The 22130-nt window shown below is 72.6% G+C and carries 24 protein-coding genes; 13 read left to right on the top strand and 11 right to left on the bottom strand.

Going from position 1 to position 22130, the window contains the following annotated elements; all coding sequences use genetic code 11:
- Positions 1 to 3 precede the first annotated feature (3 nt).
- On the bottom strand, positions 4 to 429 hold the full coding sequence (locus AC156L_RS20135; RefSeq protein WP_330874031.1) for a nitroreductase family deazaflavin-dependent oxidoreductase: 426 nt from the start codon (positions 427 to 429) through the stop codon (positions 4 to 6).
- A gap of 55 nt (positions 430 to 484) precedes the next feature.
- Positions 485 to 745 (bottom strand): hypothetical protein, encoded by a 261-nt coding sequence (locus AC156L_RS20130; protein WP_330874032.1) that lies wholly within the window; start codon positions 743 to 745, stop codon positions 485 to 487.
- Positions 746 to 879: 134 nt separating this feature from the next.
- On the opposite strand from AC156L_RS20130, the gene AC156L_RS20125 reads away from it, so the two are divergent.
- Positions 880 to 2022, top strand: coding sequence for a sensor histidine kinase (locus tag AC156L_RS20125; protein WP_330874033.1), 1143 nt, complete (start codon positions 880 to 882; stop codon positions 2020 to 2022).
- Positions 2010 to 2687, top strand: a complete 678-nt coding sequence (locus AC156L_RS20120; RefSeq protein WP_330874034.1) for a response regulator transcription factor — start codon at positions 2010 to 2012, stop codon at positions 2685 to 2687. Before AC156L_RS20125 ends, AC156L_RS20120 begins: the two co-directional genes overlap by 13 nt.
- A 23-nt stretch (positions 2688 to 2710) precedes the next feature.
- Here the strand turns inward: AC156L_RS20120 and AC156L_RS20115 are convergent, their stop codons facing one another.
- Positions 2711 to 3688 (bottom strand): aldo/keto reductase, encoded by a 978-nt coding sequence (locus AC156L_RS20115; RefSeq protein ID WP_330874035.1) that lies wholly within the window; start codon positions 3686 to 3688, stop codon positions 2711 to 2713.
- Positions 3625 to 4278: an LLM class flavin-dependent oxidoreductase gene (locus AC156L_RS20110; RefSeq protein WP_330874036.1), complete on the bottom strand. Its 654-nt coding sequence runs from the start codon at positions 4276 to 4278 to the stop codon at positions 3625 to 3627. The genes AC156L_RS20115 and AC156L_RS20110 overlap by 64 nt, the downstream gene beginning before the upstream one ends.
- Between AC156L_RS20110 and AC156L_RS20105 the strand changes: the two genes are divergently transcribed.
- Together AC156L_RS20105 and AC156L_RS20100 are read left to right on the top strand one after the other, a co-directional pair.
- On the top strand, positions 4175 to 4681 hold the full coding sequence (locus tag AC156L_RS20105) for a MarR family winged helix-turn-helix transcriptional regulator (RefSeq protein WP_330874037.1): 507 nt from the start codon (positions 4175 to 4177) through the stop codon (positions 4679 to 4681). The two genes, AC156L_RS20110 and AC156L_RS20105, sit on opposite strands and share 104 nt — an antisense overlap.
- A gap of 75 nt (positions 4682 to 4756) precedes the next feature.
- Entirely contained in the window at positions 4757 to 5488 is a 732-nt protein-coding gene (locus tag AC156L_RS20100) for a phosphodiesterase (RefSeq protein WP_330874038.1), read from the top strand.
- Positions 5489 to 5581: 93 nt separating this feature from the next.
- Here the strand turns inward: AC156L_RS20100 and AC156L_RS20095 are convergent, their stop codons facing one another.
- On the bottom strand, positions 5582 to 7042 hold the full coding sequence (locus AC156L_RS20095) for an aldehyde dehydrogenase family protein (RefSeq protein ID WP_484407161.1): 1461 nt from the start codon (positions 7040 to 7042) through the stop codon (positions 5582 to 5584).
- Positions 7043 to 7458: 416 nt separating this feature from the next.
- On the opposite strand from AC156L_RS20095, the gene AC156L_RS20090 reads away from it, so the two are divergent.
- Complete coding sequence (locus tag AC156L_RS20090) at positions 7459 to 9102, top strand: IclR family transcriptional regulator domain-containing protein (RefSeq protein WP_330874040.1); 1644 nt, start codon at positions 7459 to 7461, stop codon at positions 9100 to 9102.
- Positions 9103 to 9203: 101 nt separating this feature from the next.
- Positions 9204 to 9827: a GTP cyclohydrolase II gene (locus tag AC156L_RS20085; protein WP_330874041.1), complete on the top strand. Its 624-nt coding sequence runs from the start codon at positions 9204 to 9206 to the stop codon at positions 9825 to 9827.
- 24 nt (positions 9828 to 9851) lie between these two features.
- Here the strand turns inward: AC156L_RS20085 and AC156L_RS20080 are convergent, their stop codons facing one another.
- From AC156L_RS20080 to AC156L_RS20070, 3 genes are all read right to left on the bottom strand, one after another.
- On the bottom strand, positions 9852 to 10400 hold the full coding sequence (locus tag AC156L_RS20080) for a TetR family transcriptional regulator (RefSeq protein WP_330874042.1): 549 nt from the start codon (positions 10398 to 10400) through the stop codon (positions 9852 to 9854).
- A gap of 142 nt (positions 10401 to 10542) precedes the next feature.
- Entirely contained in the window at positions 10543 to 11511 is a 969-nt protein-coding gene (locus AC156L_RS20075; RefSeq protein WP_330874043.1) for a helix-turn-helix domain-containing protein, read from the bottom strand.
- A gap of 20 nt (positions 11512 to 11531) precedes the next feature.
- Entirely contained in the window at positions 11532 to 12521 is a 990-nt protein-coding gene (locus tag AC156L_RS20070; protein ID WP_330874044.1) for an alpha/beta hydrolase, read from the bottom strand.
- Between the two features lie 126 nt (positions 12522 to 12647).
- Between AC156L_RS20070 and AC156L_RS20065 the strand changes: the two genes are divergently transcribed.
- Positions 12648 to 13526: a LysR family transcriptional regulator gene (locus AC156L_RS20065; RefSeq protein WP_330874045.1), complete on the top strand. Its 879-nt coding sequence runs from the start codon at positions 12648 to 12650 to the stop codon at positions 13524 to 13526.
- A gap of 69 nt (positions 13527 to 13595) precedes the next feature.
- Positions 13596 to 14657, top strand: coding sequence for a tartrate dehydrogenase (locus AC156L_RS20060; RefSeq protein WP_330874046.1), 1062 nt, complete (start codon positions 13596 to 13598; stop codon positions 14655 to 14657).
- 186 nt (positions 14658 to 14843) lie between these two features.
- On the opposite strand, the gene AC156L_RS20055 is transcribed toward AC156L_RS20060, so the two are convergent.
- Positions 14844 to 15221 (bottom strand): VOC family protein, encoded by a 378-nt coding sequence (locus tag AC156L_RS20055; RefSeq protein ID WP_330874047.1) that lies wholly within the window; start codon positions 15219 to 15221, stop codon positions 14844 to 14846.
- A 57-nt stretch (positions 15222 to 15278) separates the two neighbouring features.
- Here AC156L_RS20055 and AC156L_RS20050 point away from each other — a divergent pair, with 57 nt between their 5' ends.
- The 4 genes from AC156L_RS20050 (at position 15279) to AC156L_RS20035 (ending at position 18227) form a co-directional block, all read left to right on the top strand.
- Positions 15279 to 16040, top strand: a complete 762-nt coding sequence (locus AC156L_RS20050) for a TetR/AcrR family transcriptional regulator (RefSeq protein WP_330874048.1) — start codon at positions 15279 to 15281, stop codon at positions 16038 to 16040.
- Positions 16041 to 16106: 66 nt separating this feature from the next.
- Positions 16107 to 16307 carry an antitoxin gene (locus tag AC156L_RS20045; protein WP_330874049.1) on the top strand — a complete coding sequence of 67 codons (201 nt, stop codon included), beginning with the start codon at positions 16107 to 16109 and terminating at the stop codon, positions 16305 to 16307.
- A 177-nt stretch (positions 16308 to 16484) separates the two neighbouring features.
- Positions 16485 to 16904, top strand: a complete 420-nt coding sequence (locus AC156L_RS20040) for a YciI family protein (protein WP_330874050.1) — start codon at positions 16485 to 16487, stop codon at positions 16902 to 16904.
- A gap of 69 nt (positions 16905 to 16973) precedes the next feature.
- A complete protein-coding gene (locus AC156L_RS20035) occupies positions 16974 to 18227 on the top strand; it encodes an RNA polymerase sigma factor (RefSeq protein WP_330874051.1) in 1254 nt (417 codons plus the stop codon).
- Between the two features lie 164 nt (positions 18228 to 18391).
- Here AC156L_RS20035 and AC156L_RS20030 read toward each other — a convergent pair whose 3' ends face one another.
- Both AC156L_RS20030 and AC156L_RS20025 read right to left on the bottom strand, forming a co-directional pair.
- Positions 18392 to 19150: an aminotransferase class IV gene (locus tag AC156L_RS20030; RefSeq protein WP_330874052.1), complete on the bottom strand. Its 759-nt coding sequence runs from the start codon at positions 19148 to 19150 to the stop codon at positions 18392 to 18394.
- A 67-nt stretch (positions 19151 to 19217) separates the two neighbouring features.
- Positions 19218 to 20999, bottom strand: a complete 1782-nt coding sequence (locus AC156L_RS20025) for a family 20 glycosylhydrolase (protein ID WP_484407159.1) — start codon at positions 20997 to 20999, stop codon at positions 19218 to 19220.
- 201 nt (positions 21000 to 21200) lie between these two features.
- On the opposite strand from AC156L_RS20025, the gene AC156L_RS20020 reads away from it, so the two are divergent.
- Positions 21201 to 21806: a bifunctional 4-hydroxy-2-oxoglutarate aldolase/2-dehydro-3-deoxy-phosphogluconate aldolase gene (locus AC156L_RS20020; protein WP_330874053.1), complete on the top strand. Its 606-nt coding sequence runs from the start codon at positions 21201 to 21203 to the stop codon at positions 21804 to 21806.
- Positions 21807 to 22130: the final 324 nt, after the last annotated feature.

The following is a 22130-nucleotide window of genomic DNA, read 5'->3' as shown; positions in this document are numbered from 1 at the left end:
GCACTAGCCCGGTGCCGCTCCCGCGCGCTCCAGCACGACGACCGGCAGCGTCCTGGTCGTGGCGCGCTGGTAGTCGGCGTAGCCGGGCGCGGCGGCCACGACGAGGTCGAACAGCCGGTCGCGCTCCCGCCCGACGGCGGGCACGGCGCGCGCGGCGAACAGCTCCGAGCCGCGCTCGACCGTCACCCCCGGATGGGCGAGGACGTTGTGGTACCAGGCCGGGTGCCGGGGTGCGCCGCCCGCGGAGCCGACGACCAGCAGCCGGTCGCCGTCGCGGACGCAGCCCAGCGGAACGGTGTGCTCGCGGCCGGACCTGGCGCCGGTCGTGGTGAGGAGGACGAGGTCCGCGCCCTCGAACGGGCCGCCGACGCGGCCGCCGTTCGCGCGGAACTCCTCGATGATCTGACGGGTGAACTCGTGGTAGCTCAAGGGATTGCGACTCCCGAGACGGTGCCTCCATGAGTCGGCGTTCGCTTCACCGACGTCACGCGACCCCGTCATTCGACCCGTTCGCCCCGGCGGTTGTCAACCCGGTCGAGGCGAGCAGCACCAGGCCGCCCAGCGCGGCCACGGCGAGGTTCGCGACGATCTCGTACCCCGCCAGGAAGTCGATCCTCGGGATGACGACCCGGTTGACGAAGTTCAGCACCCAGCCGAAGATCGGCTGGTACCAGAGGTGGTCGATCACGCCGCTGATCCCCTCCGCGACGAGGAGGAGCCCCACCAGCTCGACAGGTTTGCGCATGGCTCGACGCTAGCGGCGGGCCCGCGGCCGGACATCGGTCGTCGGAACGGCGCGGCTCGTCCCCAAGTACCGCGGGGCTCCGACTTAGGTATCGATCCGGCGCGCTCCGCCGAACGGGTCGGTACGTTCGGGCCATGGACGGTTCACCGCGGCGGCGGAGCCCACGGGACTGGGTCGTGGACGTCGTGCTGTTCGCGCTCTCGGTGCTGTTCGGGCTGGCGCTCGGGCTGGACCGCCTGGCGTCGGGCGCGATGCCGGACCCGGTGTGGCTGTTCCACCTCGACGCCGCGTCCTGGGTGGTCGGCTGCGTCGGGCTGTGGTGGCGGCGGCGCTGGCCCGTGCAGTTCGCCGTGCTGATGATCGTCGTCGGCACGTTCGCCGAGATGTCCGCGCTGCCGCTGCTGCTGGCGCTGTTCACCGCGGCGATCCACCGTCCGCCGCGCACGACGATGGTCCTGTTCGCGCTGAGCGTGCCGTCGGCCGCGGTGGCGGTGGTCCTCCGGCCGGAGCCGTCGGTCCCGTGGCAGGTGCTGCTGGGGCTCGGCATCGCCTTGCAGGGCGCGGCGATCGGCTGGGGCCTGTTCCTCCACCACCGGCGCCGGTTGATCGTGTCGCTGCGGGACCGGGCGGCTCGGGCGGAGACCGAGGCCGCGCTGCGCGCCGAGCAGGTGCAGCACGAGGTGCGCGAGGCCATCGCCCGCGAGATCCACGACGTGCTGGGGCACCGGCTGTCGCTGCTGAGCGTGCACGCGGGGGCGCTGGAGTACCGGCCGGACGCCCCGGCCGAGGACGTCGCGCGGGCGGCCAGGGTGATCCGGGAGAACTCGCACCGGGCGTTGCAGGACCTGCGGGAGGTGATCGGGGTGCTGCGGGCCCCGGTCGGTGAGCTGCCGCAGCCCACGTTCGCGGACCTCGCGCAGCTCGTGGCGGAGTCGGCGGGCGCGAACATGCGGGTGTCGCTGAGGTCCGACGTGGTGGGTGACGTGCCCGACACCGCGGGGAGGACCCTGTACCGGATCGTGCAGGAGAGCCTGACCAACGCGAGGAAGCACGCCGCCGGGTCCGAAGTGGACGTACGGGTGTCCGGGTCGGCGGACGACGGGCTGACCGTCGAGGTCGTCAACAGCAGGCCCGTCGTCGCGTCGAGCAGGGCCGGGGGCGGTCGGGGACTGCTCGGGCTGGCCGAGCGGGTGGACCTGGCGCACGGGACGTTGGAGCACGGGCCGACCCCCACGGGTGGCTGGAGGATCTCGGCGTGGATACCGTGGCCGCTGTGACGGAGCCCGGTGCGATCGGTGTGCTCATCGTGGACGACGATCCGCTGGTGCGGGCCGGGTTGGTGATGATGCTGGGCGGGGCTCCGGACGTCCGGGTCGTCGGCGAGGCCGGGGACGGGTCGAAGGTGCCCGCCCTGGTGGCCGAGCACTCCCCCGACGTGGTGCTGATGGACATCCGGATGCCCGTGGTGGACGGTCTGGCCGCCACGGAGGCGCTGCGGAGCAGGCCGGGTGCGCCCGAGGTGATCGTGCTGACCACGTTCGACGCGGACCGGCACGTGCTGCGCGCCCTGCGGGCCGGGGCGGCCGGCTTCCTGCTGAAGGACACGCCGCCGTGGGAGATCGTGGACGCCGTGCGGCAGGTGGCGCGCGGGCTGCCCGTGCTGTCGCCCGCCGTGACCCGGCGGTTGATGGCACGGGTCGCGGAGAACGGGCAGGACGAGCGGCGGGCCTCGGCCGTGGTGCGGCTGGAGTCGTTGAACGCCCGCGAGCGCGGGGTGGCGCTGGAGGTCGGGCGCGGTCTGTCCAACGCCGAGATCGCCAAGGCGCTGCACATCAGCGTACCCACGGTGAAGACGCACGTGTCCAGCGTGCTGACGAAGCTGAACCTGAACAACCGGGTGCAGATCGCGCTGCTGGTGCACGACGCAGGCCTGCTGGGCTAGCGCCGCCGGTCCACCCAGGACGGTCAGAACGCCTCGGCCGCGTGCGGCACGTAGTGCTCCTCCAGGCGGGCGACCTCCTCGTCCGACAGCACCAGGTCGACGGCGGCGACCGCGTCGGTCAGGTGGTGCTCCTTGGTCACGCCGATGACCGGGGCCGTCACCGCGGGCTTGTGGAGCGTCCACGCCAGGGCGACCTGGGCGCGGGTGGTGCCGCGCTCGGCCGCGACCGCCGCGACGGCGTCGACGACCTCGCGATCGGTGTCCTCGGTCTGCCGGTACAGCTTCTGCCCGAACGCGTCGGTCTCGCCGCGGTTCGTGGTGGCGTCCCAGTCCCTGGTGAGCCTGCCCCGCGCCAGCGGGCTCCACGGGAGGACGCCCACGCCCTCGTCCAGGCAGTACGGGTGCATCTCGCGCTCCTCCTCGCGCATGATCAGGTTGTACTGGTCCTGCATGGAGACGAACCTGGTCCAGCCGTTGAGGTCCGCCGCGTGCTGCATCCGGGCGAACTGCCACGTCCACATCGAGGACGCGCCCAGGTAGCGGACCTTGCCCGCGCGCACGAGGTCGTGCAGGGCCTCCATGGTCTCGGTGATCGGCGTCTTCGGGTCGTAGCGGTGGATCTGGTAGAGGTCGATGTAGTCCGTGCCCAGCCTGCGCAGGCTGTTGTCGACCTGGGTCATGATCGCGCCGCGGGACAGGCCGGACCCGTTCGGGCCGTCGGCCATGTGCCCGTGGACCTTCGTGGCCACCACGACGTCGGAGCGGTCGGCCAGTTCGCCCAGCAGTTCGCCGACGATCTCCTCGCTGGAGCCGAGCGAGTACGAGTTGGCGGTGTCGAACGTCGTGATGCCCGCCTCCAGGGCCTGGCGGATGAACGGCCTGGCCTCGTCGACGCCCATCGACCACGGGTGCGCGCCCCTGGTCGGGTCGCCGAAGCTCATGCAGCCCAGCACGATCCTGGAGATCTCCAGGCCGGAGTCGCCCACACGCGGGTAGTCCATTCCCATGCCCTCCACCGTGCCTCAGCCGAGTGCGGCGCGCACGGCGGGCAGCACCTCCGAACCCAGCAGCTCGATCCCGCGCACCGCGTCGGCGTGCGGGACGCTGCCCGGGCTGATCTGCGCCAGGAACCGCTGGTGCCCGAACAGCTCGTGCTGAAGACCGAGACCGGGTCGGCGGAGCTGAGGACCGTGACGGCGCTGGTCGGCCGGATGCGCTCGGTGCGGGCTGCGACGGCGGACAGCAGCACCGCCGGGGAGGTGGCCGCGAAGTCCGCGCGGTGGTGCTCGCCGATGCCGAACACCGACAGCCCTGCCTGGTCGGCCGGCTCGACCAGCTCGATGACGTCGCGCACCCGCTGCCTGGCGCTGACCACCTGACCGGTGTGCGGGTCGTCGGTCGGCTCCGCGAACGTGAACACGCCGATTTCCACGGATCCGACGACAGCCGAAAAGCTTGATGCTTCAACTTTGATGTATCGTGGGGCGGTGACCGGAGAAGCGCCGCGCTGGCTGACACCAGCCCAGAAGAGGGCCTGGATCGCCTTCAGCGGCGTGCTGATCAAGTTGCCGTACGCGCTGGACGCGGACATGCGCGGCCGCACGGGGTTCAGCCACTTCGAGTACCTGGTCCTGAGCGTGCTGTCCGAGCAGCCCGACCGGACGCTGTCCATGAGCCAGCTCGCCGCGCTGAACAACGCCTCGCTGTCGCGGATGTCACACGTGGTGACCAGGCTGGAGAAGCGCGGCTGGGTCAGCCGCTGCCCCAGCACGGAGAACGGGCGGGTCACCAGGGCACGGCTCACCGACGCGGGGTACGAGGTGCTGGTCGACGCGGCGCCGGGGCACGTGAAGGCCGTGCAGGAGCTGGTGTTCGACGCGCTGACGCCGCAGGAGCAGGAGCAGTTGGCCGCCATCTCCCTGAGCGTCCTCGGCAGGCTCGACCCCGGCGGCGACTGGCCGCCGCACGAGATCCGCGTGGTCACGGACTCCTGAGCCCTACGCTGGAGCCGTGGTGAACGCCGTCCTGTCGGACGCGGGGGGCGCGCCACCGAGCGGAGGAGTCCGACCGTGATCACGCTGGCGCACGTGAGCGACGTCCACATCGACGGGAGCGAGCGCAACGCCGCCAGGACCAGGCAGGTGGTCGAGTACCTGGCCGCGCTGCCGGGCCAGATCGACGCGGTGCTGGTCAGCGGCGACCTCACCCAGATCGGCAGACCCGTCGACTACGCGGAGCTGCGGGAGATCCTGGCGCCGCTGGAGGTCCCGGTGCTCTGCTGCCCCGGCAACCACGACGAGCGCGGGGCGTTCCGCGCCGGGATGCTCGGGATCGAGGGATCCGGCCCGATCAACCAGGCGCACGAGATCGCGGACGCGTCGATCCTGCTGTGCGACTCGCTCATCCCCGGCAGCGACGCGGGCAGGCTCGGACCGGAGACGCTGTCCTGGCTGGACGCCGCGCTGACGGGGTCGGACGAGCCCGCGTTCGTGGTGCTGCACCACCCACCGGTGGCCGTGGGGATCCCGGAGCTGGACGCGATCCGGCTCCAGGACGCGGACGACCTGGCCGCCGTGCTGACCCGGCACCCGAGGGTGGCCGGGATCCTGTGCGGGCACGTGCACGCGTCCGTCGCGTCGACGTTCGCCGGGATCCCCGTGCGGGTCGCGCCGGGCGTCAAGTCGACGACGACGCTGCCGTGGGAGCACACGGGCGACCCGACGAACCTCGACCTGCCCGTGGGGCTGGCGTTCCACCACCACGAGAACGACGTGCTGACCACGCACTTCCGCTCGCTGTGAGCGCGCGGGCAGTCTGGTGGAGGCCGTTCCGCTCCCCGACGAGCGGGTTCGCGCGGGCACCGCGGAAGTGCCCGCGCGAACCGGGTGGAGCGGTCAGAACGGGAAGTGGTTGTGCTCCCCCGCCACGGTGATCCAGCGGGTGTTGGTGAACGCCTCCACGGCCCACCGGCCGCCGAACCGCCCGTAGCCGGTGGCCCCCACCCCGCCGAACGGCGCCTGCGGCTCGTCGTCGACGGTCTGGTTGTTGACGTGGACGATGCCGGTGCGCAGCCTGCGGGCGACGGCGAGGCCGCGCCGGACGTCCTCGGTCAGCACCCCCGCGGTGAGGCCGTACTCGGTGTCGTTGGCGGTCGCGATCGCCTCCTCGTCGCCGTCCACCGCGATGACCGTGACGACGGGTCCGAAGATCTCCTCGTGGTAGAGCCTCATCTCCGGTCGCACCCGGTCCAGCACCGTCGCGGTGCAGAGGGAGCCGTCGGGGTCACCGCCGCCCGCCCGCACCCGCGCGCCGTGCGCGACCGCGTCCTGCACGAGTTCGGCGACCCGCTTCGCGGACCGGTCGTCGATCATCGGGCCCACGACGGTGTCCGGGTCGGTCGGGTCGCCGTGGGGCAGCAGCGCGACCTTCGCCGCGAGCTTGGCGGTGAACTCCTCGGCGATCGAGCTGTGCACCAGGACCCGGTCGGCGGACATGCAGATCTGGCCCGCGTTGTGGAAGCCGCCGAACGCCACCGCGTTCACGGCGTAGTCGACGTCGGCGTCGTCCAGCACCAGCACGGCGTTCTTGCCGCCCAGTTCCAGCACGGCGGGCGTGAGGTGCCGCGCCGCGGTCGTGCCGATGATCCGGCCGGTGCCGGTGGAGCCGGTGAAGTTGACGACCCTGACCCGCCTGTCCGAGATGAGCGCCTCGGCGACGGCGGCGGCGTCCTCGCGGGCGTTGGTCACGACGTTGAGCACGCCCGGCGGGAGGCCGGCCTCGCGCAGCACGTCCGCGAGGAACAGCCCGCACGCGATCGGGGCGTCCTCGCTGGGCTTGAGGACGACGGTGTTGCCGACGGCCAGCGGCACCGCGACGGCGCGGACGCCCAGGATCAGGGGCGCGTTCCACGGCGAGAACGCGCCGACGACGCCGACCGGCTGGCGCACCGCCATGGACAACTGGCCGCCGGTGTCGCTGGTCAGGACCTCGCCGAGCGGCTGGGAGATCGCGGCGGCGGCCTCGCGCAGCATGCCGGTGGCCAGGGCGGCGTTGAAGCCCGCCCAGCCCGCGACGCCGCCCACCTCGCCCGCCATGACCTCGATCGCCTCCGGCACACGGGATTCGAGGACGTCGGCGGCCTTCAGGAAGATCGTCCGCCGGGCCGACGGGGACAGCGCGGCCCACGCGGGGAACGCGGCCTCGGCCGCGTCCACGGCGCGGACGACGTCGGCCGGACCGCCCGCCGCGACGGTCGCGTAGACGTCGCCGGTGTAGGGGTTGAGGTCCTGGGTGGTGCGCCCGTCCAGGGCGGGAACGTCCTCGCCGCCGATGAACAGTTCGCGGGTGATGGTCACGGAACCCACTCCTTGGTTGTCGCACTGCGAAACGGGATGGTGAGAACAGGATCTACCCGTCCGACGCCGGGGTGCGCCCGCGCGACGGCGACCGGGGCCGGGACGGGTGCCACCGGCCGTCGAACCGCCCGGTGAGCGGCGCGGGCCCGGACCAGGCCGATCACGACGAGCAGCGGTACGGCGCCAGCACGGACTCGAGGGCCGCGTGGCGGGGGTCGTCGCCCCGGGTGGGCGCGGGACCGCTCATGGGGGGACTCCTTCGGCCCGGCCTGCACAGTGTTCGCCCAGCGAACTTTAGTTCGCTAAAGTTTCATGGGAGTGTGATCCCGGCGACCCGGAGGCGTCAAGAGGCCCACAACTACGATGTCGTGAGCACCGAGACCACCCGGTCCGGTCCTCACGAGACGGGGCGTGACGTGCGGGAAGCGGCAGAGGACACCGCGGGCCCGTTCGAACGGGGCCTCGCGGTGCTGCACGCCGTCGCCGCGGACCCCGAACCCCGCATGCGCCGCGTGGACCTCACCAAGGCCACCGGACTCGCCCGGTCCACTGTGGACAGGATCACCGCGACCCTGCTGCACCTGGGCTTCCTGCGCGCCGAGGGCCAGGACCTGCTGCTCGCCCCGCGCGCGATGGAGCTGGGCAACGCCTACCTCGCGTCGTGCGGGCTCGTGACCCCGCTGGCACCGCTGGTGACGCGGCTCGCGGACGAGCTGGACGAGTCGGTCTCGCTGGCCGTCCCGGACGTCGACGGGGCGCGGCTGATCGCCCAGTCGACCCGGCGGCGGGCCGTGTACCTGGCCTTCCACGTCGGCGGCCTGCTGCCCGACGACCGCAGTGCCGCCGGGGTCGTGCTGGCCACCACGTGGGACGAGAGCCGCCACGAGACGTGGCGCGACCGCCGGACGGCCGACCCGCTGGACGCCGGGTTCCCCGCCGTGCCGACGCTGGTGACGCCCGTGCCGAACCGCGAGGCCGTGTTCCGCGCACGGATCGCCGACGCCGCCGAGGAGGGCTGGTCGCTGGACGACCAGTGGGTCGAGCCCGGCCTGCTCGCCCTCGCCACGCCGGTGTTCGGCCCGGCGGGCCGACCGGTCGCCGCGGTGAGCGTGCTCAGCCACACCAGCAGGCACAGCGCGCGGACGTTCCCGGACGCCGTGCTGCCCGCGCTGCGGAAAGCCGTGTGGGACATGGAGGCCGCGCTCCGGCGACCGACCGGGTCGGCCGAGCGGTCGGTGCCGACGGCGCGGGAGCTGCGCTCCACCAAGGACGAGCTGGGCATGGAGTTCCTGGAGACGCTGGCGCGCGGGATCGCCGTGCTGAAGGCGTTCCGGTTCGCCCCCGGCGGCCTGACGATCTCGACGGCCGCCGCGGCGAGCGGGCTCCCCCGCGCCACCGCGCGGCGGGCGCTGCTCGTGCTGCGGGAGGCGGGGTACGCCGAGAGCGACGGCAGGGTGTTCACGCTGCGCCCCACCGTGCTGGACCTCGGGTACTCGCGGCTGTCGTCGCTCACGCTGGCGGACATCGCCCAGCCGCACCTGAAGGCGCTGGCGGGCACCGTGGGCGAGTCGGTGTCGATGGCCGTGCTCGACGACGACCGGGTGCGGTACGTGGCGCGGGTCGCGACGACCCGGATCATGCGGATCGACATCGCGGTCGGCACCCGCTTCCCGGCGCACGCCACGTCGATGGGCCGGGTGCTGCTGGCCGGCCTGCCCGCCGAAGAGCGGGCGGCGCTGCTCGACCGGTCGGACCGGGAGCCGCTGACGAGCCGCACGCTGGTGTCGGCGGAGGACCTCGCCTCGGCCGTGGACGCCGTGGCGCGGCAGGGCTGGGCGGTGGTCGACCAGGAGTTGCAGGACGGCCTGAGGTCGCTCGCGGTCGGGGTGCGCGACCGGTCCGGCGCGGTCGTCGCGGCGGTCAACACGGCGCTGCACGTCGGCCGGGACACCGTCGAGGAGACCGTGGATCGCCTGCTCCCGGCGTTGCGCGACACGGCGGCCCGGATCGAGGCGGACCTGGCCGTGGCCTTCGACCAGGCACAACTGGTCGTCGTCTGATCGTCGCCCCCTGTGGCCGCGACCACACTCGTCGTTCAAATTCAAACTACCGGCGTAGTGTTCGCGACGGCAGTCGAACCAGCCGTCGATCGGAGCCAGCCGTGACCTCCTCCCCCACCCGCGCCTCGGTCCGCACCAGCGTCCGGGTGCCCCTGCGGTTCGGCGACGGCTTCAGCACCGCGGCCGAGACGATCACCTTCCACGGCCTCGCCGACCAGGCCGAGCACCTCGCACTGGTCTTCGGCGAACCCACCGCGAACCCCGCGCCGCTCGTGCGGATGCACTCCGAGTGCCTCACCGGGGACGTCTTCGGCTCGGCGCGCTGCGACTGCGGCCCCCAGCTCCGCGAAGCCGTCGAACGGCTGTCGAACGAGGGCGGCGTGCTGCTCTACCTGCGCCAGGAGGGCCGGGGCATCGGGCTGTACAACAAGCTCGACGCCTACGCGTTGCAGGACCACGGCCTGGACACCTACGAGGCCAACAGCGCGCTCGGCCTGCCGGAGGACGGCCGCGACTACACCGCGGCGGCGCAGATGCTGACGGCGCTGGGCATCGGCACGATCTCCCTGCTGTCCAACAACCCCGACAAGGGCGCGCAGCTCAGCGCGCACGGCATCACCGTGCGCCACCACGTGCCGACCGGCGTCTTCGCCACGCCGACCAACGTCGGGTACCTGAGGGCCAAGGTCGAGCGCACCGGGCACACCATCGCGCTCGCGGGCTGACAGTCCACTGAGGACCGTTCCGCGCTAGTCGCGCCGGGCGGCCACGACCTCGAAGGCGCGGTCGATGAAGTCGGACATGTCGGCGGCGCCGTCGGTGGCAGTCCACGCCTGGAACGCGGCGTCGAGGCAGCCGAGCCCGGCCGCGACCAGCGCCCTCGGCCGCGGGTCGCGGGGATCGTCGGAGATGCCCAGCCTGGCGGCGATCTCGGGGATGAACAGGTCCTGCCAGCGCGACTGCTTCTCCTGCTGGCGGGCCTTGAGCGACGGCGTGTCCAGCAGCATCCGGCCCAACGGCCGCCCCGGCGCGTTCTTGTCGCTCGCGTAGGCGGCGCGGAACCCGAAGTGCAAGGTGTCCCACGGGTCTTCCCCGGCGGGCCGGTCGGCGAGGGCGCGGGCGACCAGGTGGCCGAGTTCGTCGAGATGCCCCAGTACGACGTCCTCCTTCGTGGGGAAGTAACGGAAGAAGCTCGTGCGCGACATGCCCGCGGCACGCGCGATGTCGTCGACCGTCGTGCCGTCGAACCCCCGCTCCGCGAACAGGTCCAACGCCACCACGGCGACTTCGGCGCGCATGGCGCGCCTTGCCCTGTCCCGAAGTCCAGTCGTCTCGCCCACGGAATTCATGCTAGAGCCTGCAAACGCTTGCTGTACCTATTGGTCACCGCTGTTCAGGCCAGGGGCGCCCGCCGCCGCCGATCGTCCACTCGGGTCGTCGTCAGTGGTGGTTGTGCAAGCGGCGCAAGGCAATGGCCAGTTGCAGGCGCAAGCGTCCCGCCGGATCGCGGACGGACCACCCGAGCAGCTCCTCCACGTGGGTGAGCCGGTCCTGGAGCGTGGAGTGGTGCACGACCAGGGTGGCGGCGGCCGTGCGCAGGCTGGAGGAGGTGGCCACGGCGACGAGCGTGGCCAGCGCCCACGGCGCGGTGGACCGGGCGCGTTCGAGGTCGCGGACGTCCGGAACCGGTTCCGCGCCGGGGCCCACGGCGGCGGCGAGCACGGCCAGCCCGCCGAGCTGGTCGGCGTGCACCACACCGGGACCGGGGTCCTGCTCGGTCCCGGCGGCGGCGAAGCGCAGCGCGGTGCGCGCTGCCGCCCACGACGACGGCAGGTCCTCCACGGGCACGAGCGGGCCGACGCCGGCCCTGGTCGCCGCGACGGTCTGGTCGGCGGCCAGGACCCCGGCCCGGCCGCCGTCCAGCGCGACCGCCCTGGCCGCGGGACCGAGGCCGAGCCTGCGGGCGGCGCGCCGCCTCGCCGGTTCGGCGACCGCCGCGTCCAGCACGGCGGCCACGTCGTCCGCGGGTGCCGGGCCCCTGGTGCGGGACAGGGCACCGCGGGCCGCGGACAGGGCCCGTTCGAGGACCATCGCCTCGACCGGACCCGCGGGCCCCGCGCGTTCGAGCCACAGCGCGGGCGGGCCGCCGGGGTGCAGCGGGGCGTTGAGCCAGCTCGGGTCCGGTGGGCCGTCGGACGGCCGGACGGCTCCGGTCCCGTCCACCCGGAGGTCGACGCCGCGATCGGAGTCGACCAGCCGGGCGGCGCAGCCGGTGAGGACGGCCGCTCCCCGGACGACGGGTTCGAGTCCGGCCCGGCCCTCGACCAGCCGGTCGAAGTAGGCGATCACCTTGACCGCGGCGCCCGCGTCGGGATCGAGCGCGCTCAGCCTGCCGACGAGGTCTTCCACCTCTTCATCGTGCCACCGGGTCAGAGCCCGAGCACGCGTCGCAGCCAGGGGCCCCGAGGTCCGCCCGCGGCCCTGGAGAGCTGCGACTCAGGGGCGAGCAGCTCGAACCCGTGGAAGCCGCCGGGCCACACGTGCAGCTCGGCGTCGCCGCCCGCCGCCCAGATCGCGGACGCGTACGCGACGACCTCGTCGCGGAAGGTCTCCGCGGAGCCGACGTCGAGGTAGGTCGGGGGCAGGCCGGAGAGGTCGGTGGCCCGCGCGGGCGCGGCGTACGGCGACACGTCCGGGCCGCCGCGCTCGTCCCCGAGCAGGGCCGTCCAACCGGTGTCGTTCGAGGTGCGGTCCCAGATGCCGAGGCCGACCATCTGCCTGCCCGACGCCGACTCGTTGCGGTCGTCCAGCATCGGGCAGAACAGGAGCTGCGCGGCCAGGGCGGGACCGCCGAGGTCGCGGGCCATCAGCGTCGTCGCCGCGGCGAGACCGCCACCCGCGCTGGCGCCGCCGATCACGATCCGCTCGGGGTCGACGCCCAGCTCCTCGGCGTGCTCGACCGTCCACACCAGACCGGCGTAGCACTCCTCCACCGGCACCGGGTGCGGGTGCTCGGGCGCGAGCCGGTAGTCCACCGACACGACGGCCAGCCCCAGCTCGTGCGCCAGGTCGAACGCCTTGGTCGAGTCGGCGCCGCGGTTGGAGCCCATGACCATGCCGCCGCCGTGGATCCAGTAGACCGCTCCGACCAGGCCGGTCGTGCCCGCCGGCCGGAGGACCAGCAGGGGGATGTCGCCGTGCGGCCCCGGCACGGGCCGCTCGGACACCTCGAACGCGCCGCCGCGCCGCAGCTCCTCGGTGGTCGCGTCGCGCCCGATCATCCCCGCGCGCATGACGGGGATGAGGTCGGCGGTGATCGAGCTGGGCAGCTCCGTCATCGTTTCGAGCGCGGCGGCCAGTTCGGGGTCGAACGGCGGCGGCGGGCCGACGCGGGTCGAGTCGGACCCAGTGGTCGTCATCGGTGTCTCCTCCGGTGCTCGGGGCCACCCCGGCGTGACCACCGCCACCATCGTCGGGCCGACGGCGGCGCCGCCGACAGTGCCACGCGGCGGAGATCACCCGCCAACTGGCGGTTAGGGTCGGGCATGGACGCACGGCAGCTGGAGCACTTCCTCGCCGTCGTGGACCACGGCGGGGTGCGCAGGGCCGCGCAGGCGCTGTTCGTCGCGCAACCCTCGCTCTCCCAGTCGATCCGCGCGCTGGAGCGGGACCTCGGCCACGCCCTGTTCCACCGCGTCGGGCGGCGGCTCGTGCTGACGCAGGCCGGGCACGCGCTGGTCGAACCCGCCCGCCAGGTGGTGCGCCTGCTCGCGGTGGCCCGCTCGACCGTGGACGCGGCGGCGGACCTGGAGAGCGGGTGGGTGGAGGTCGCCGCGATGCCGTCGCAGGCCGTGGAACCGCTGAGCTCGATGGTCGGGGCGTTCACCGCGCGCCACCCCGGCCTGTCCGTCGTGATCAGGGCGGCGGCGACGGCGGACGCGGTGGTGGAGATGGTGCGGACCGGCGTGACCGAGGTGGGGCTGCTGGCGCGCAGCGAGCCGGTGAGGTCGGCGGGCGTCGTGCTGGAGGACGTCGGGACGCAGCGGTTCGTGCTGGTCGCGCCGCCGGACTGGCCCGTGCCCGACGGCGGGGTCGTGCGGCGGGAGGACCTGGCCGGGCAGCGGCTGGTCGTCGGCCAGGTCGGCACGGGCATGCGCGGGCTGGTCGAGGACATCCGCGCGGACGGCGTGGAGCTGACGGCGGTCGTCGAGTCGGAGCACCGGGAGGCGATCCTGCCGCTGGTGCTCGGCGGGGTGGGCGTCGCCGTGCTCGCCGACTCGTGGGCTCCGCTCGCCCGGCAGGCGGGCGCGCTCGTGCTCGACCTGGAACCGCCCGCCCACCTGCACCTCGCGCTGGTCTGGCGCCGCCAGGAGCTGTCACCCGCCGCCGAGGCGTTCCTGGCCGCGGCCCGCGGCGTCCGATAGGCACCGCCTATCTCGACGACCGGGTTCACGTCTTGGACGGGAGCCCCGTCGAGGTGGTGCCATCGGGGCATGACCACCCACCGGATCGCCCTCGTCCCCGGCGACGGCATCGGCCGCGAGGTCGTCCCCGCCGCGTGCGCGGTGCTGGACGCGGTCGGCGCGCGCCACGGCGTCTCGTTCGACTACGACGAGTTCGACTGGTCCTGCGAGCGGTACCTGCGCGAGGGCGCGATGATGCCCGCCGACGGGCTCGACCTGGTCCGCGGCCACGACGCGATCTTCCTCGGCGCGGTCGGGCAGCCCGGCGTGCCGGACCACGTCTCGCTGTGGGGCCTGCTGATCCCGATCCGCCGCCGGTTCCGCCAGTACGTGAACCTCCGGCCGATCCGGGTGTTCGAGGGCCTGGAGAGCCCGGTCCGCGGCGCTCGGCCCGGCGAGGTCGACTTCGTGGTGGTGCGGGAGAACGTCGAGGGCGAGTACAGCGAGATCGGCGGGCGGCTCAACCGCGGCTTCCCCGAGGAGATGGCCGTGCAGGAGTCGGTGTTCACCCGCGCGGGCGTGACCCGCGTGCTCGACCACGCGTTCGAGCTGGCCGGGACCCGCCGCGGGTACGTGACGTCGGCGACGAAGTCGAACGGGATCGTGCACACCCTGCCGTTCTGGGACGAGCTGGTGGCCGAACGGGGAGCCCTGCACCCGGACGTCCGCTGGGACCAGGAGCACATCGACGCGCTGTGCGCGAAGTTCGTGCTGGACCCGGCGCGGTTCGACGTGGTGGTCGGGTCGAACCTGTTCGGCGACATCCTGAGCGACCTGGCGGCGGCGGTCGCGGGCGGCATCGGGATCGCGCCCGCCGCGAACGTCAACCCGGAGCGGGAGTTCCCGTCGATGTTCGAGCCGGTGCACGGGTCGGCGCCGGACATCGCCGGGCGCGGGATCGCGAACCCGATCGGAGCGGTGTGGACGGCCGCGATGATGCTCGACCACCTCGGGCACGCCGAGGCCGCGGCCGAGGTGGAGGCGGCGGTCGCGGCCGTGCTGGCGAAGACCGACGTGCGCACGCCCGACCTCGGGGGGACCGCGACCACCGCGTCGTTCACGCGGGCGCTGCTGGGGTTCGTGGGGCCGTGAGCGTGCCGCTGCCCGCCGCGTTCGCGCACCGCAGGCTACCGCTGGTACTTCCTCACCGCGGGCGGCGGCACCCCGGAGCGGTTGATCGGCGGCGACCCGTGGTTCTGGCTCCGCGCGGACGACCGCCCGGCACCGGGGCGGCGGGTCGGCTGCCCCGGTGCCGGCGCTGTGGGACGGGCTGGGGGGTCAGGCCTTCCAGTCCACGAGCTGCACGATCACGCCGTTGGGGTCGCGCACCTGGAAGGCGCGCTCGCCCCACTCCTCGGAGGTGAGGGGCATGGTGATCGTGACACCCTCCTCCTGGAGGCGGGCGAGTTCGCCCTCCAGGTCGGTCACTTCGAACGCGAGGATGAGGCCCGTGGCGTGCACGTCCCGCTGGTCCTCGGGGAGGGTCGGCAGCCCCCGGCGCAGGAAGACGACGTTGAGGTGCGCGTCGTCCCTGGTGAGGGAGGCGAAGCCGTCGGCCGCCATGACCTCGTGGAAGCCGAAGTGGTCGGTGAGGAAGCTGGCGGAGGCGGGGACGTCGTCGACGTTCAGGGACACGGCGGACGCGGTGATCTGCACTGGCGCTCCTTTTCTCTATACGTTGTACATTGTACGCTGTAAAAAGTAAGGATGCACGTGGCCGACGAACGAACCAGCGCGGGCGACCCCGCGCGGACCCTCCAGCTGCTCTGGCGCGAACCGGCGGCCGTTCCCCGGCGCGGACCCCGCCAGGGGCTGACCGTCGACGCCGTCGTCGAGGCGGCCACCTCGCTGGCCGACACCTCGGGGCTGGAGGCGCTCACCATGCGGAAGGTCGCCTCGGCGCTGGGGGTCGTGGCGATGACGCTCTACACGTACGTGCCGGGGAAGGCGGAGCTGCTCGACCTGATGCTCGACGCCGCCTACGGGCGGATGTCGCGGACCTCCACCGAGGGGCGGCCGTGGCGCGAGCGGGTCACGGCCGTCGCGGCGGAGAACCGGCGGCTGTTCGAGACCCACCCCTGGGCCGCCTCCGTGTCGACCGTCCGCCCGCTGCTCGGGCCGGGGCAGATGGGGAAGTACGAGCACGAGCTGGCCGCGCTGGACGGGCTGGGGCTGTCCGACGTGGAGGTGGACGCGGCCCTCACCCACCTGCTGAGCTTCGTGCAGGCCTGGGCCCGGTCGGCCGCCGACTCGGTCGCCGCCGCGGCCGAGAGTTCGCTCAGCGAGGCGGAGTGGTGGGCGGTCAACGCGCCGCTGCTGGACCGGGTGCTCGACCCGGCGGTCTACCCGCTGGCCACGCGGGTGGGATCGGCGGCCGGGGCCGAGCACGGGGCCGCCTACTCGCCCGAGTTCGCCTACGGGTTCGGGCTGGCGCGGGTGCTGGACGGGCTGGCCGCGCTGGTCGAGCGGGCGTGACGCGGACCGCTCGGGGAACCTTCGCGGCACCCCCGGACGTTGGAGGGACGTCGAAGGGATGAGCGGATGGCCATGATGCGCAAGCTCGCGGTACTCGCCACGGCGGCTGCCGCGGCCAAGAAGTACGCCCAGAAGAACCCCGAGAAGGTGAGCAGACTCGCCGACCAGGCGGGGACGTTCCTCGACCGGCAGACCAAGGGGAAGTACCACCACCAGATCGACAGCGCCGTGCGCAAGGCGAAGAACGCCTCCAGGCCCGGCTACTGACAGCCGCCAACGGCCGGATCGCCTCACCGCGATCCGGCCGTTGGCGTTTTCGCAGGTCAGCGGTGTGCGAAAAGTTCTTGAAGAAAATCCGGCGGACGTGTCGATCCGGGTCGCTCCCGTTCGACGCAGTGGTGTGGGCAGGGAGAAGGCCCGGCCACCGACAACCTGGGAGCAGTCGTGCGTTTCATGGTGATCATCAAGGCCGACGAGAAGACCGAGGCGGGCGTCATGCCGACCGAGGAGCAGCTCACGGCCATGGGCAAGTTCAACGAGGAGCTGGTCAAGGCCGGTGTGATGCTGGCCGGTGAGGGTCTGCACCCCAGCTCCAGGGGTGCTCGCGTGCACCTCAAGGGCGACCAGAAGACCGTGGTCGACGGGCCGTTCACCGAGACCAAGGAGCTGATCGCGGGCTTCTGGCTGCTCGACGTGAAGTCGCGCGACGAGGCCGTCGAGTGGGTCAAGCGGATGCCCGTGTTCGAGGGTGAGGACTCGGTGGTCGAGATCCGGCAGGTGTTCGAGGCGTCCGACTTCGGCGACGAGTTCACGCCGGAGCTGCGGGCGGCCGAGGACGCGCTGCGGGAGCAGCTGGGGCAGTAGGGCGGCCGGGGCGGCTTCCGGCCCCGAGGTCGTTTGCGTGGTCGTCGCGGGTGCTGGTAGTCAGTGGCTGTGACGGCTTCGGAGGCTCACCGCGCGGTCGACGCGGTCTGGAGGATCGAATCTGCTCGCGTCATCGCCGGGCTCGCGAGGCTCGTGCGGGACGTCGGGCTCGCCGAGGAGCTTGCGCAGGACGCCCTGCTGGCCGCTCTGGAGCAGTGGCCGGTCGAGGGTGTCCCGCGCAACCCCGGCGCCTGGTTGATGACCGCCGGGAAGAGGCGGGCCATCGACCTCATCCGGCGGGAGCAGAACCTCCGCAAGAAGGTCGAGGTCCTGGGGCACGAGCTGGACCCGCTCGGGGCCGCGCCGGAGGTCGAGGACGCGCCCGAGATCGACGACGACCTGCTGCGGCTGGTGTTCGTGTCGTGCCACCCCGTGCTGTCGACGGAGGCGCGGGTCGCCCTCACGCTGCGGCTGCTGGGCGGGCTGTCGACCGACGAGATCGCCCGCGCGTTCCTGACCTCCGAGGCGACCGTCGCGCAGCGGATCGTGCGGGCCAAGAAGACGCTCGCGAAGGCCGAGGTGCCGTTCGAGGTGCCCACCCGGTCGGAGTGGGCCTCCCGGCTGTCGTCGGTGTTGGAGGTCGTGTACCTGGTGTTCAACGAGGGGTACTCGGCCACCGCGGGGGACGACTGGCTGCGGCCGTCGCTGTGCAACGAGGCGTTGCGGCTGGGGCGGGTGCTGGCCGGGCTGGTGCCGGATGCCGCCGAGGTGCACGGGCTGGTGGCGCTGATGGAGATCCAGGCGTCCCGGTCGGCCGCGCGGGTGGACGCGGACGGGCGGCCGGTGCTGCTGCTCGACCAGGACCGAGGGCGGTGGGACCACGTGCTGATCCGGCGGGGGTTGGCGGCTCTGGCGCGGGCCGAGGAGCTGGGCGGGGGTGGGCCCTACGCGGTGCAGGCGGCCATCGCCGCCTGTCATGCGCGGGCCCGTACCGCCGAGGAGACGGAATGGGGGCGGATAGCTGATCTGTATGACGTGTTGGGGGAGATCATGCCCTCACCCGTGGTGGAGTTGAACCGGGCCGTGGCCGTGTCCATGGCTTTCGGGCCTGCCGCCGGGCTGGAGTTGGTGGATGAGCTGGTGGCGGTGGGGGCGTTGGAGAAGTACCACCTGCTGCCCAGCGTGCGGGGGGATTTCCTGATGAAGTTGGGGCGGTTGGGGGAGGCTCGGGGGGAGTTCGAGCGGGCTGCCGGGCTCACCCGGAACGGGCGGGAGAAGGCCCTGCTGTTGGAGCGGGCCGCGGCTTGTGGGGATGCTCGGTAGCTGTCGGTTCCAGCGGATCGGCCGATGTGACTCGGGGGCTTCTAGATTTGCCGCTTGATCGGGCTTGCGGGCAGAGGCGTTGGCCTAACCGATCAACAAGGTGGGGGGCGGGTCCCCGCGTGAAATGGCCGTGGTTCGAGAAGGCCCTCGCTGCCTGTTTGTGGTTATGGGCTGGTCCACGGGGTGGTGTTGTAGGCGTCTGCCAGTTTTTTGTGGCGATGTTGGTCCACGGGGAACTCCAGGTCGTCCACCGCGCTCACCGGGACGATTCCCCTGGCGTTGGTGAGGAACGCGGCGTCGAACTGCGGTAGGTCTTCCAGGTGGATCTCGGCCAGGCGTGGTGGGGTTGGTAGTGCGGCGTTGATCAGTTGCATGGTGACGCCCAGCAGGAGTGGGGCGTCTGGCCAGACGACCGTGTCGCCCTGGAAGAAACCGATGTTGGTGGTGGTGCCCTCGGTGACCAGTCCCTCCGGGGTTACCAGCAGTGCGTCGTCGTAGCCGTCTCGGCGGGCCAGGGTGGCGTGGTGGGCCTGCGCGAAGCCGCCCAGGTGCTTGAGGTGCGGGAACGGCCGGGTGTACGGGACCGAGCGCAGGCGTTGTGGGGTGCTGGGGGGCTCGCCGGGCGGGTTGACGGTGACCATGATGGACAGCTCGTCCTCTGGCTGGAACACGTAGACGCGCAGGGAGGCGTCGACCACGTCGTCCGAGAGGGCGTGGCGGACGTGGGCCAGGACCAGGTCCGTGTCCAGGTCTCGGTCGAACATCTCGCGCGATGCCGCTCGCAGTCTGACCAGGTGGAGGTCGAGACCGCGGACCTTGCGGTCCCGGACCTGCACGGCGGTGAAGTTGCCCGTGGTGGACGTCGCCGGGTGCGCGAGGGTGTCGGTGGTGGCCGGGCGGCCGTCGATCTCGATGCGCGTCATGCGTCCCATCTCACCACCGGGGGGAAGCGGCCGTGAGCGGTTCGGGGGGCCGCTCACGGCCGCGGGCTCAGCAGGCGCCGCTGTCGCGCCACACCCCCCACTCGCCGGTGGTGCCGGGCTCCTCGCCCTGCGTCCACCACTGGGCCGTCCACCTGCGGGTGTTGTGGGAGACGACGTTGGTCGCGGTGTAGACCTTCGCGCGGTCCCAGGCCGCCGGGCAGGTGCCCGGTGGGGTGGTCGTGGTGGTCGTGGTGGTGGTCGTCGTCGTGGTGGTTTCCCAGGGGACCTGGGTGGAGCGGTAGAAGTTGATGCCCTGGGCCGACCACCTCGGGCCCTGGGCGGCCAGGCGGAGCTTGAACTGGTCCCAGTTGTGCGTGGACCACGGCGACCAGCCGAGTTCGGCGATGGCCGCCAGCCTCGGGAAGGCCATGAACTCGATGTCCGCCGAGGTGACGATCGTTTCGGTCCACAGTGGAGCTTCGACGCCGCGGACGGCGGATTCGCCCACGCCGTTCAGGTAGGCGCCGGGGTTCCAGCCGTAGGCGTCCTGGACCTCGATGCGGCCCGCCCACTCCAGACCGAGCGGGGTGCTCGCGTTGTACTTCATGTCCAGGTAGGCCTTGTTGGCCGGGGACATCAGGACCTTGTTGCCGCGGGCCACCGCGGCGGCCACCGAGGCGTTGGACGTGGTGGTGCCCCAGAACTGCGGGACGGCACCGGTGTCGGTGGTGGTGCGGACGAACTCGTGCCAGCCCATGGCCTGCTTGCCGTACTTCTTCACCAGGGGCAGGGTCTTGTCCATGAACGTCTGGTAGTCGGCCTCGCTGGTGGCCTGGGCCTCGTCGCCGCCGATGTGGAAGTACGGGCCGGGCGTGATGGCGGCGATCTCGCGGATCACGTCCTCGACGAACTGGTAGGTCACGGCCTTCGAGACGCAGAGCGAGCTGTAGCCGACGGCCGTGTCCGTGCGCAGCGCGGGCGCGACGCCGTTGCAGTTCAGCTCCGCGTACGACGCCAGCGCGGCGTTGGTGTGGCCGGGGAGGTCGACCTCGGGGATCACGGTGATGAACCGGGAGGCCGCGTGGGCGACGATCTCCTGGTACTGGGCCTTGGTGTAGAAGCCGCCCGCGCCGCCGCCGACCTGGGTGCTGCCGCCGACCGCGGTGAGCCTGGGCCAGCTGTCGATCGCGATGCGCCAGCCCTGGTCGTCGGTCAGGTGCAGGTGGAAGTAGTTGACCTTGTACAGGGCGAGCTGGTCGAGGTACTTCTTCACCGACGCGACGGGGTGGAAGTGGCGGGCGACGTCGAGCATCGCGCCGCGGTGCTCGAAGCGCGGGTGGTCGAGGATGGCGGTGCCGGGCAGGGTCCACGGTCCGGTTTGGACGGTGGAGGCCTCGACCTTCGCGGGGAGCAGTTGGCGCAGGGTCTGGACGCCGCCGAAGAGCCCCGCCGCCCTGGTGGCCCTCAGCACGACGGTGGAGGCGGTGACGTCGAGCTGGTAGCCCTGCTCGCCGACGCTCGCGCTGGCGCCGGTGAGCAGCAGCGAGATGCCGTCGGCCGGGGTGCCGGAGGCGTCGGAGACGGGGAGGGCGAAACCGGTCGACCGGCGCAGGACACCGGCGAGGTAGTCGCCGACCGCGCGCGCCTGCGCGTCACCCGCCTGCGTGTAGATCTTCGACGTGCTGGTCAGCGTGTGCGTGACACCCGCCGCGGCCTGCACCGACACGGGTGCGGGCACGATGCTCTTCAGGGGTTCGGCGGCCTGGGCGACGTTCGGGGTCTGGGCACCGACCGTCCACACGACCGTCCCGCTGACGACGAGCGCCGCCGCCGCGAGGGCTCGGCCCACCCGACGCCATCGGCTTCCCCGGAACGCTTGGGTTTCCACGTCGTCCTCCTCGGTCGGGCCGATCCCCCGTTCGCAGCCTGCTGAACCACCACCCTCCTTGTCAATGGTCTGTACCACTTGATGGCCTCGGGCCAGCCGGTTGCGCAGTATCGGTGGAGACCAGCCGCCGCCGTGGCGGCACGACGAGGGGAGCGTGGCGGAATGGTGAGCTTCACGACGGCCCTGACGACCCACCGGTTGGTGGCCATCGTCCGGGGCGACGAGGCGCGCGCGGTCGTGCGCGTGCTGTTCGAGTCCGGCGTGAGGCTGGTGGAGGTGTCCTTGACCAGCCCGGACGCCCTGGAGGTGATCGCGGACCTGGCGTCGGAGGTCCCGGAGGGCGGCTGGCTGGGGGTCGGCACGATCCGAACGCCCGGCGATGTCGACGACGCCGTGGCGGCCGGTGCGACGTTCGCCGTCAGCCCGGCCACGACGGTCGCCGTGCGGGCGTCGGTGGCGGCCGGCTTGCCGGTCCTGGCGGGGGCGTTGACGCCTACCGAGGTGGAGACGGCGTTGGGGTTCGGGGCTGATGCGGTGAAGCTGTTCCCGGCGTCGCTGGGTGGGGTTGGGTACCTGGCGGCCCTGCGGGCGCCGTTCCCGGACGTGCCGTTCGTGCCCGTGGGTGGGGTGGGGGTCGCCGAAGCCGCGGCCTACCTGGAGGCCGGGGCGGTGGCCGTGGGGGTCGGGTCGCCGCTGGTGGGCGGCGGTGTGGCCGGGTTGCCCGCCAGGGTCGCCCGGTTCCTGGACGCGACCGGGTCCCCGGTATGAGCGTGGACGTGGTGACGTTCGCGGAGATGATGGCGGTGCTGCGGGTCGGGGCGCCGGGGTTGGCCCGGTCGTTGGAGCTGGGGTGGTCGGAGCGGAGAGCACCGTCGCGATAGGACTGACGCGGTTGGGGCACGGGTGGGGTGAGGCGGTGCGGTGAACTCCCCCCGCTCGGTTCAGTGTCTCCATGTCCCGTTTCCCTTGTCAAGGCTGGAAAGATGCCTTGACAAGGGAAACGGGACATGAGGATTGAGAAAGCGGGGGGTGGTTGGGGAGGGTGAGCCTTCCAAAACCCCTGGAACGGTGCGGTGGCGTCGCTGGTCCCGA

It is taken from the genome of Umezawaea sp. (assembly GCF_057122925.1).
The sequence above is the reverse complement of the archived record's forward strand: the minus strand, read 5'-3'. Positions and strand labels throughout refer to the sequence as shown.

Coding starts and splice junctions, on each gene's coding strand:
- AC156L_RS20115 (WP_330874035.1), bottom strand. CDS start 3,688: ATGGACTACCCGCGTGTGGGCGACTCCGGCCTGGAGATCTCCAGGATC.
- AC156L_RS20060 (WP_330874046.1), top strand. CDS start 13,596: ATGACCACCCACCGGATCGCCCTCGTCCCCGGCGACGGCATCGGCCGC.
- AC156L_RS20080 (WP_330874042.1), bottom strand. CDS start 10,400: ATGCGCGCCGAAGTCGCCGTGGTGGCGTTGGACCTGTTCGCGGAGCGG.
- AC156L_RS20020 (WP_330874053.1), top strand. CDS start 21,201: ATGGTGAGCTTCACGACGGCCCTGACGACCCACCGGTTGGTGGCCATC.
- AC156L_RS20125 (WP_330874033.1), top strand. CDS start 880: ATGGACGGTTCACCGCGGCGGCGGAGCCCACGGGACTGGGTCGTGGAC.
- AC156L_RS20130 (WP_330874032.1), bottom strand. CDS start 745: ATGCGCAAACCTGTCGAGCTGGTGGGGCTCCTCCTCGTCGCGGAGGGG.
- AC156L_RS20065 (WP_330874045.1), top strand. CDS start 12,648: ATGGACGCACGGCAGCTGGAGCACTTCCTCGCCGTCGTGGACCACGGC.
- AC156L_RS20045 (WP_330874049.1), top strand. CDS start 16,107: ATGGCCATGATGCGCAAGCTCGCGGTACTCGCCACGGCGGCTGCCGCG.
- AC156L_RS20070 (WP_330874044.1), bottom strand. CDS start 12,521: ATGACGACCACTGGGTCCGACTCGACCCGCGTCGGCCCGCCGCCGCCG.
- AC156L_RS20030 (WP_330874052.1), bottom strand. CDS start 19,150: ATGACGCGCATCGAGATCGACGGCCGCCCGGCCACCACCGACACCCTC.
- AC156L_RS20110 (WP_330874036.1), bottom strand. CDS start 4,278: ATGTCCGCGTCCAGCGCGTACGGCAACTTGATCAGCACGCCGCTGAAG.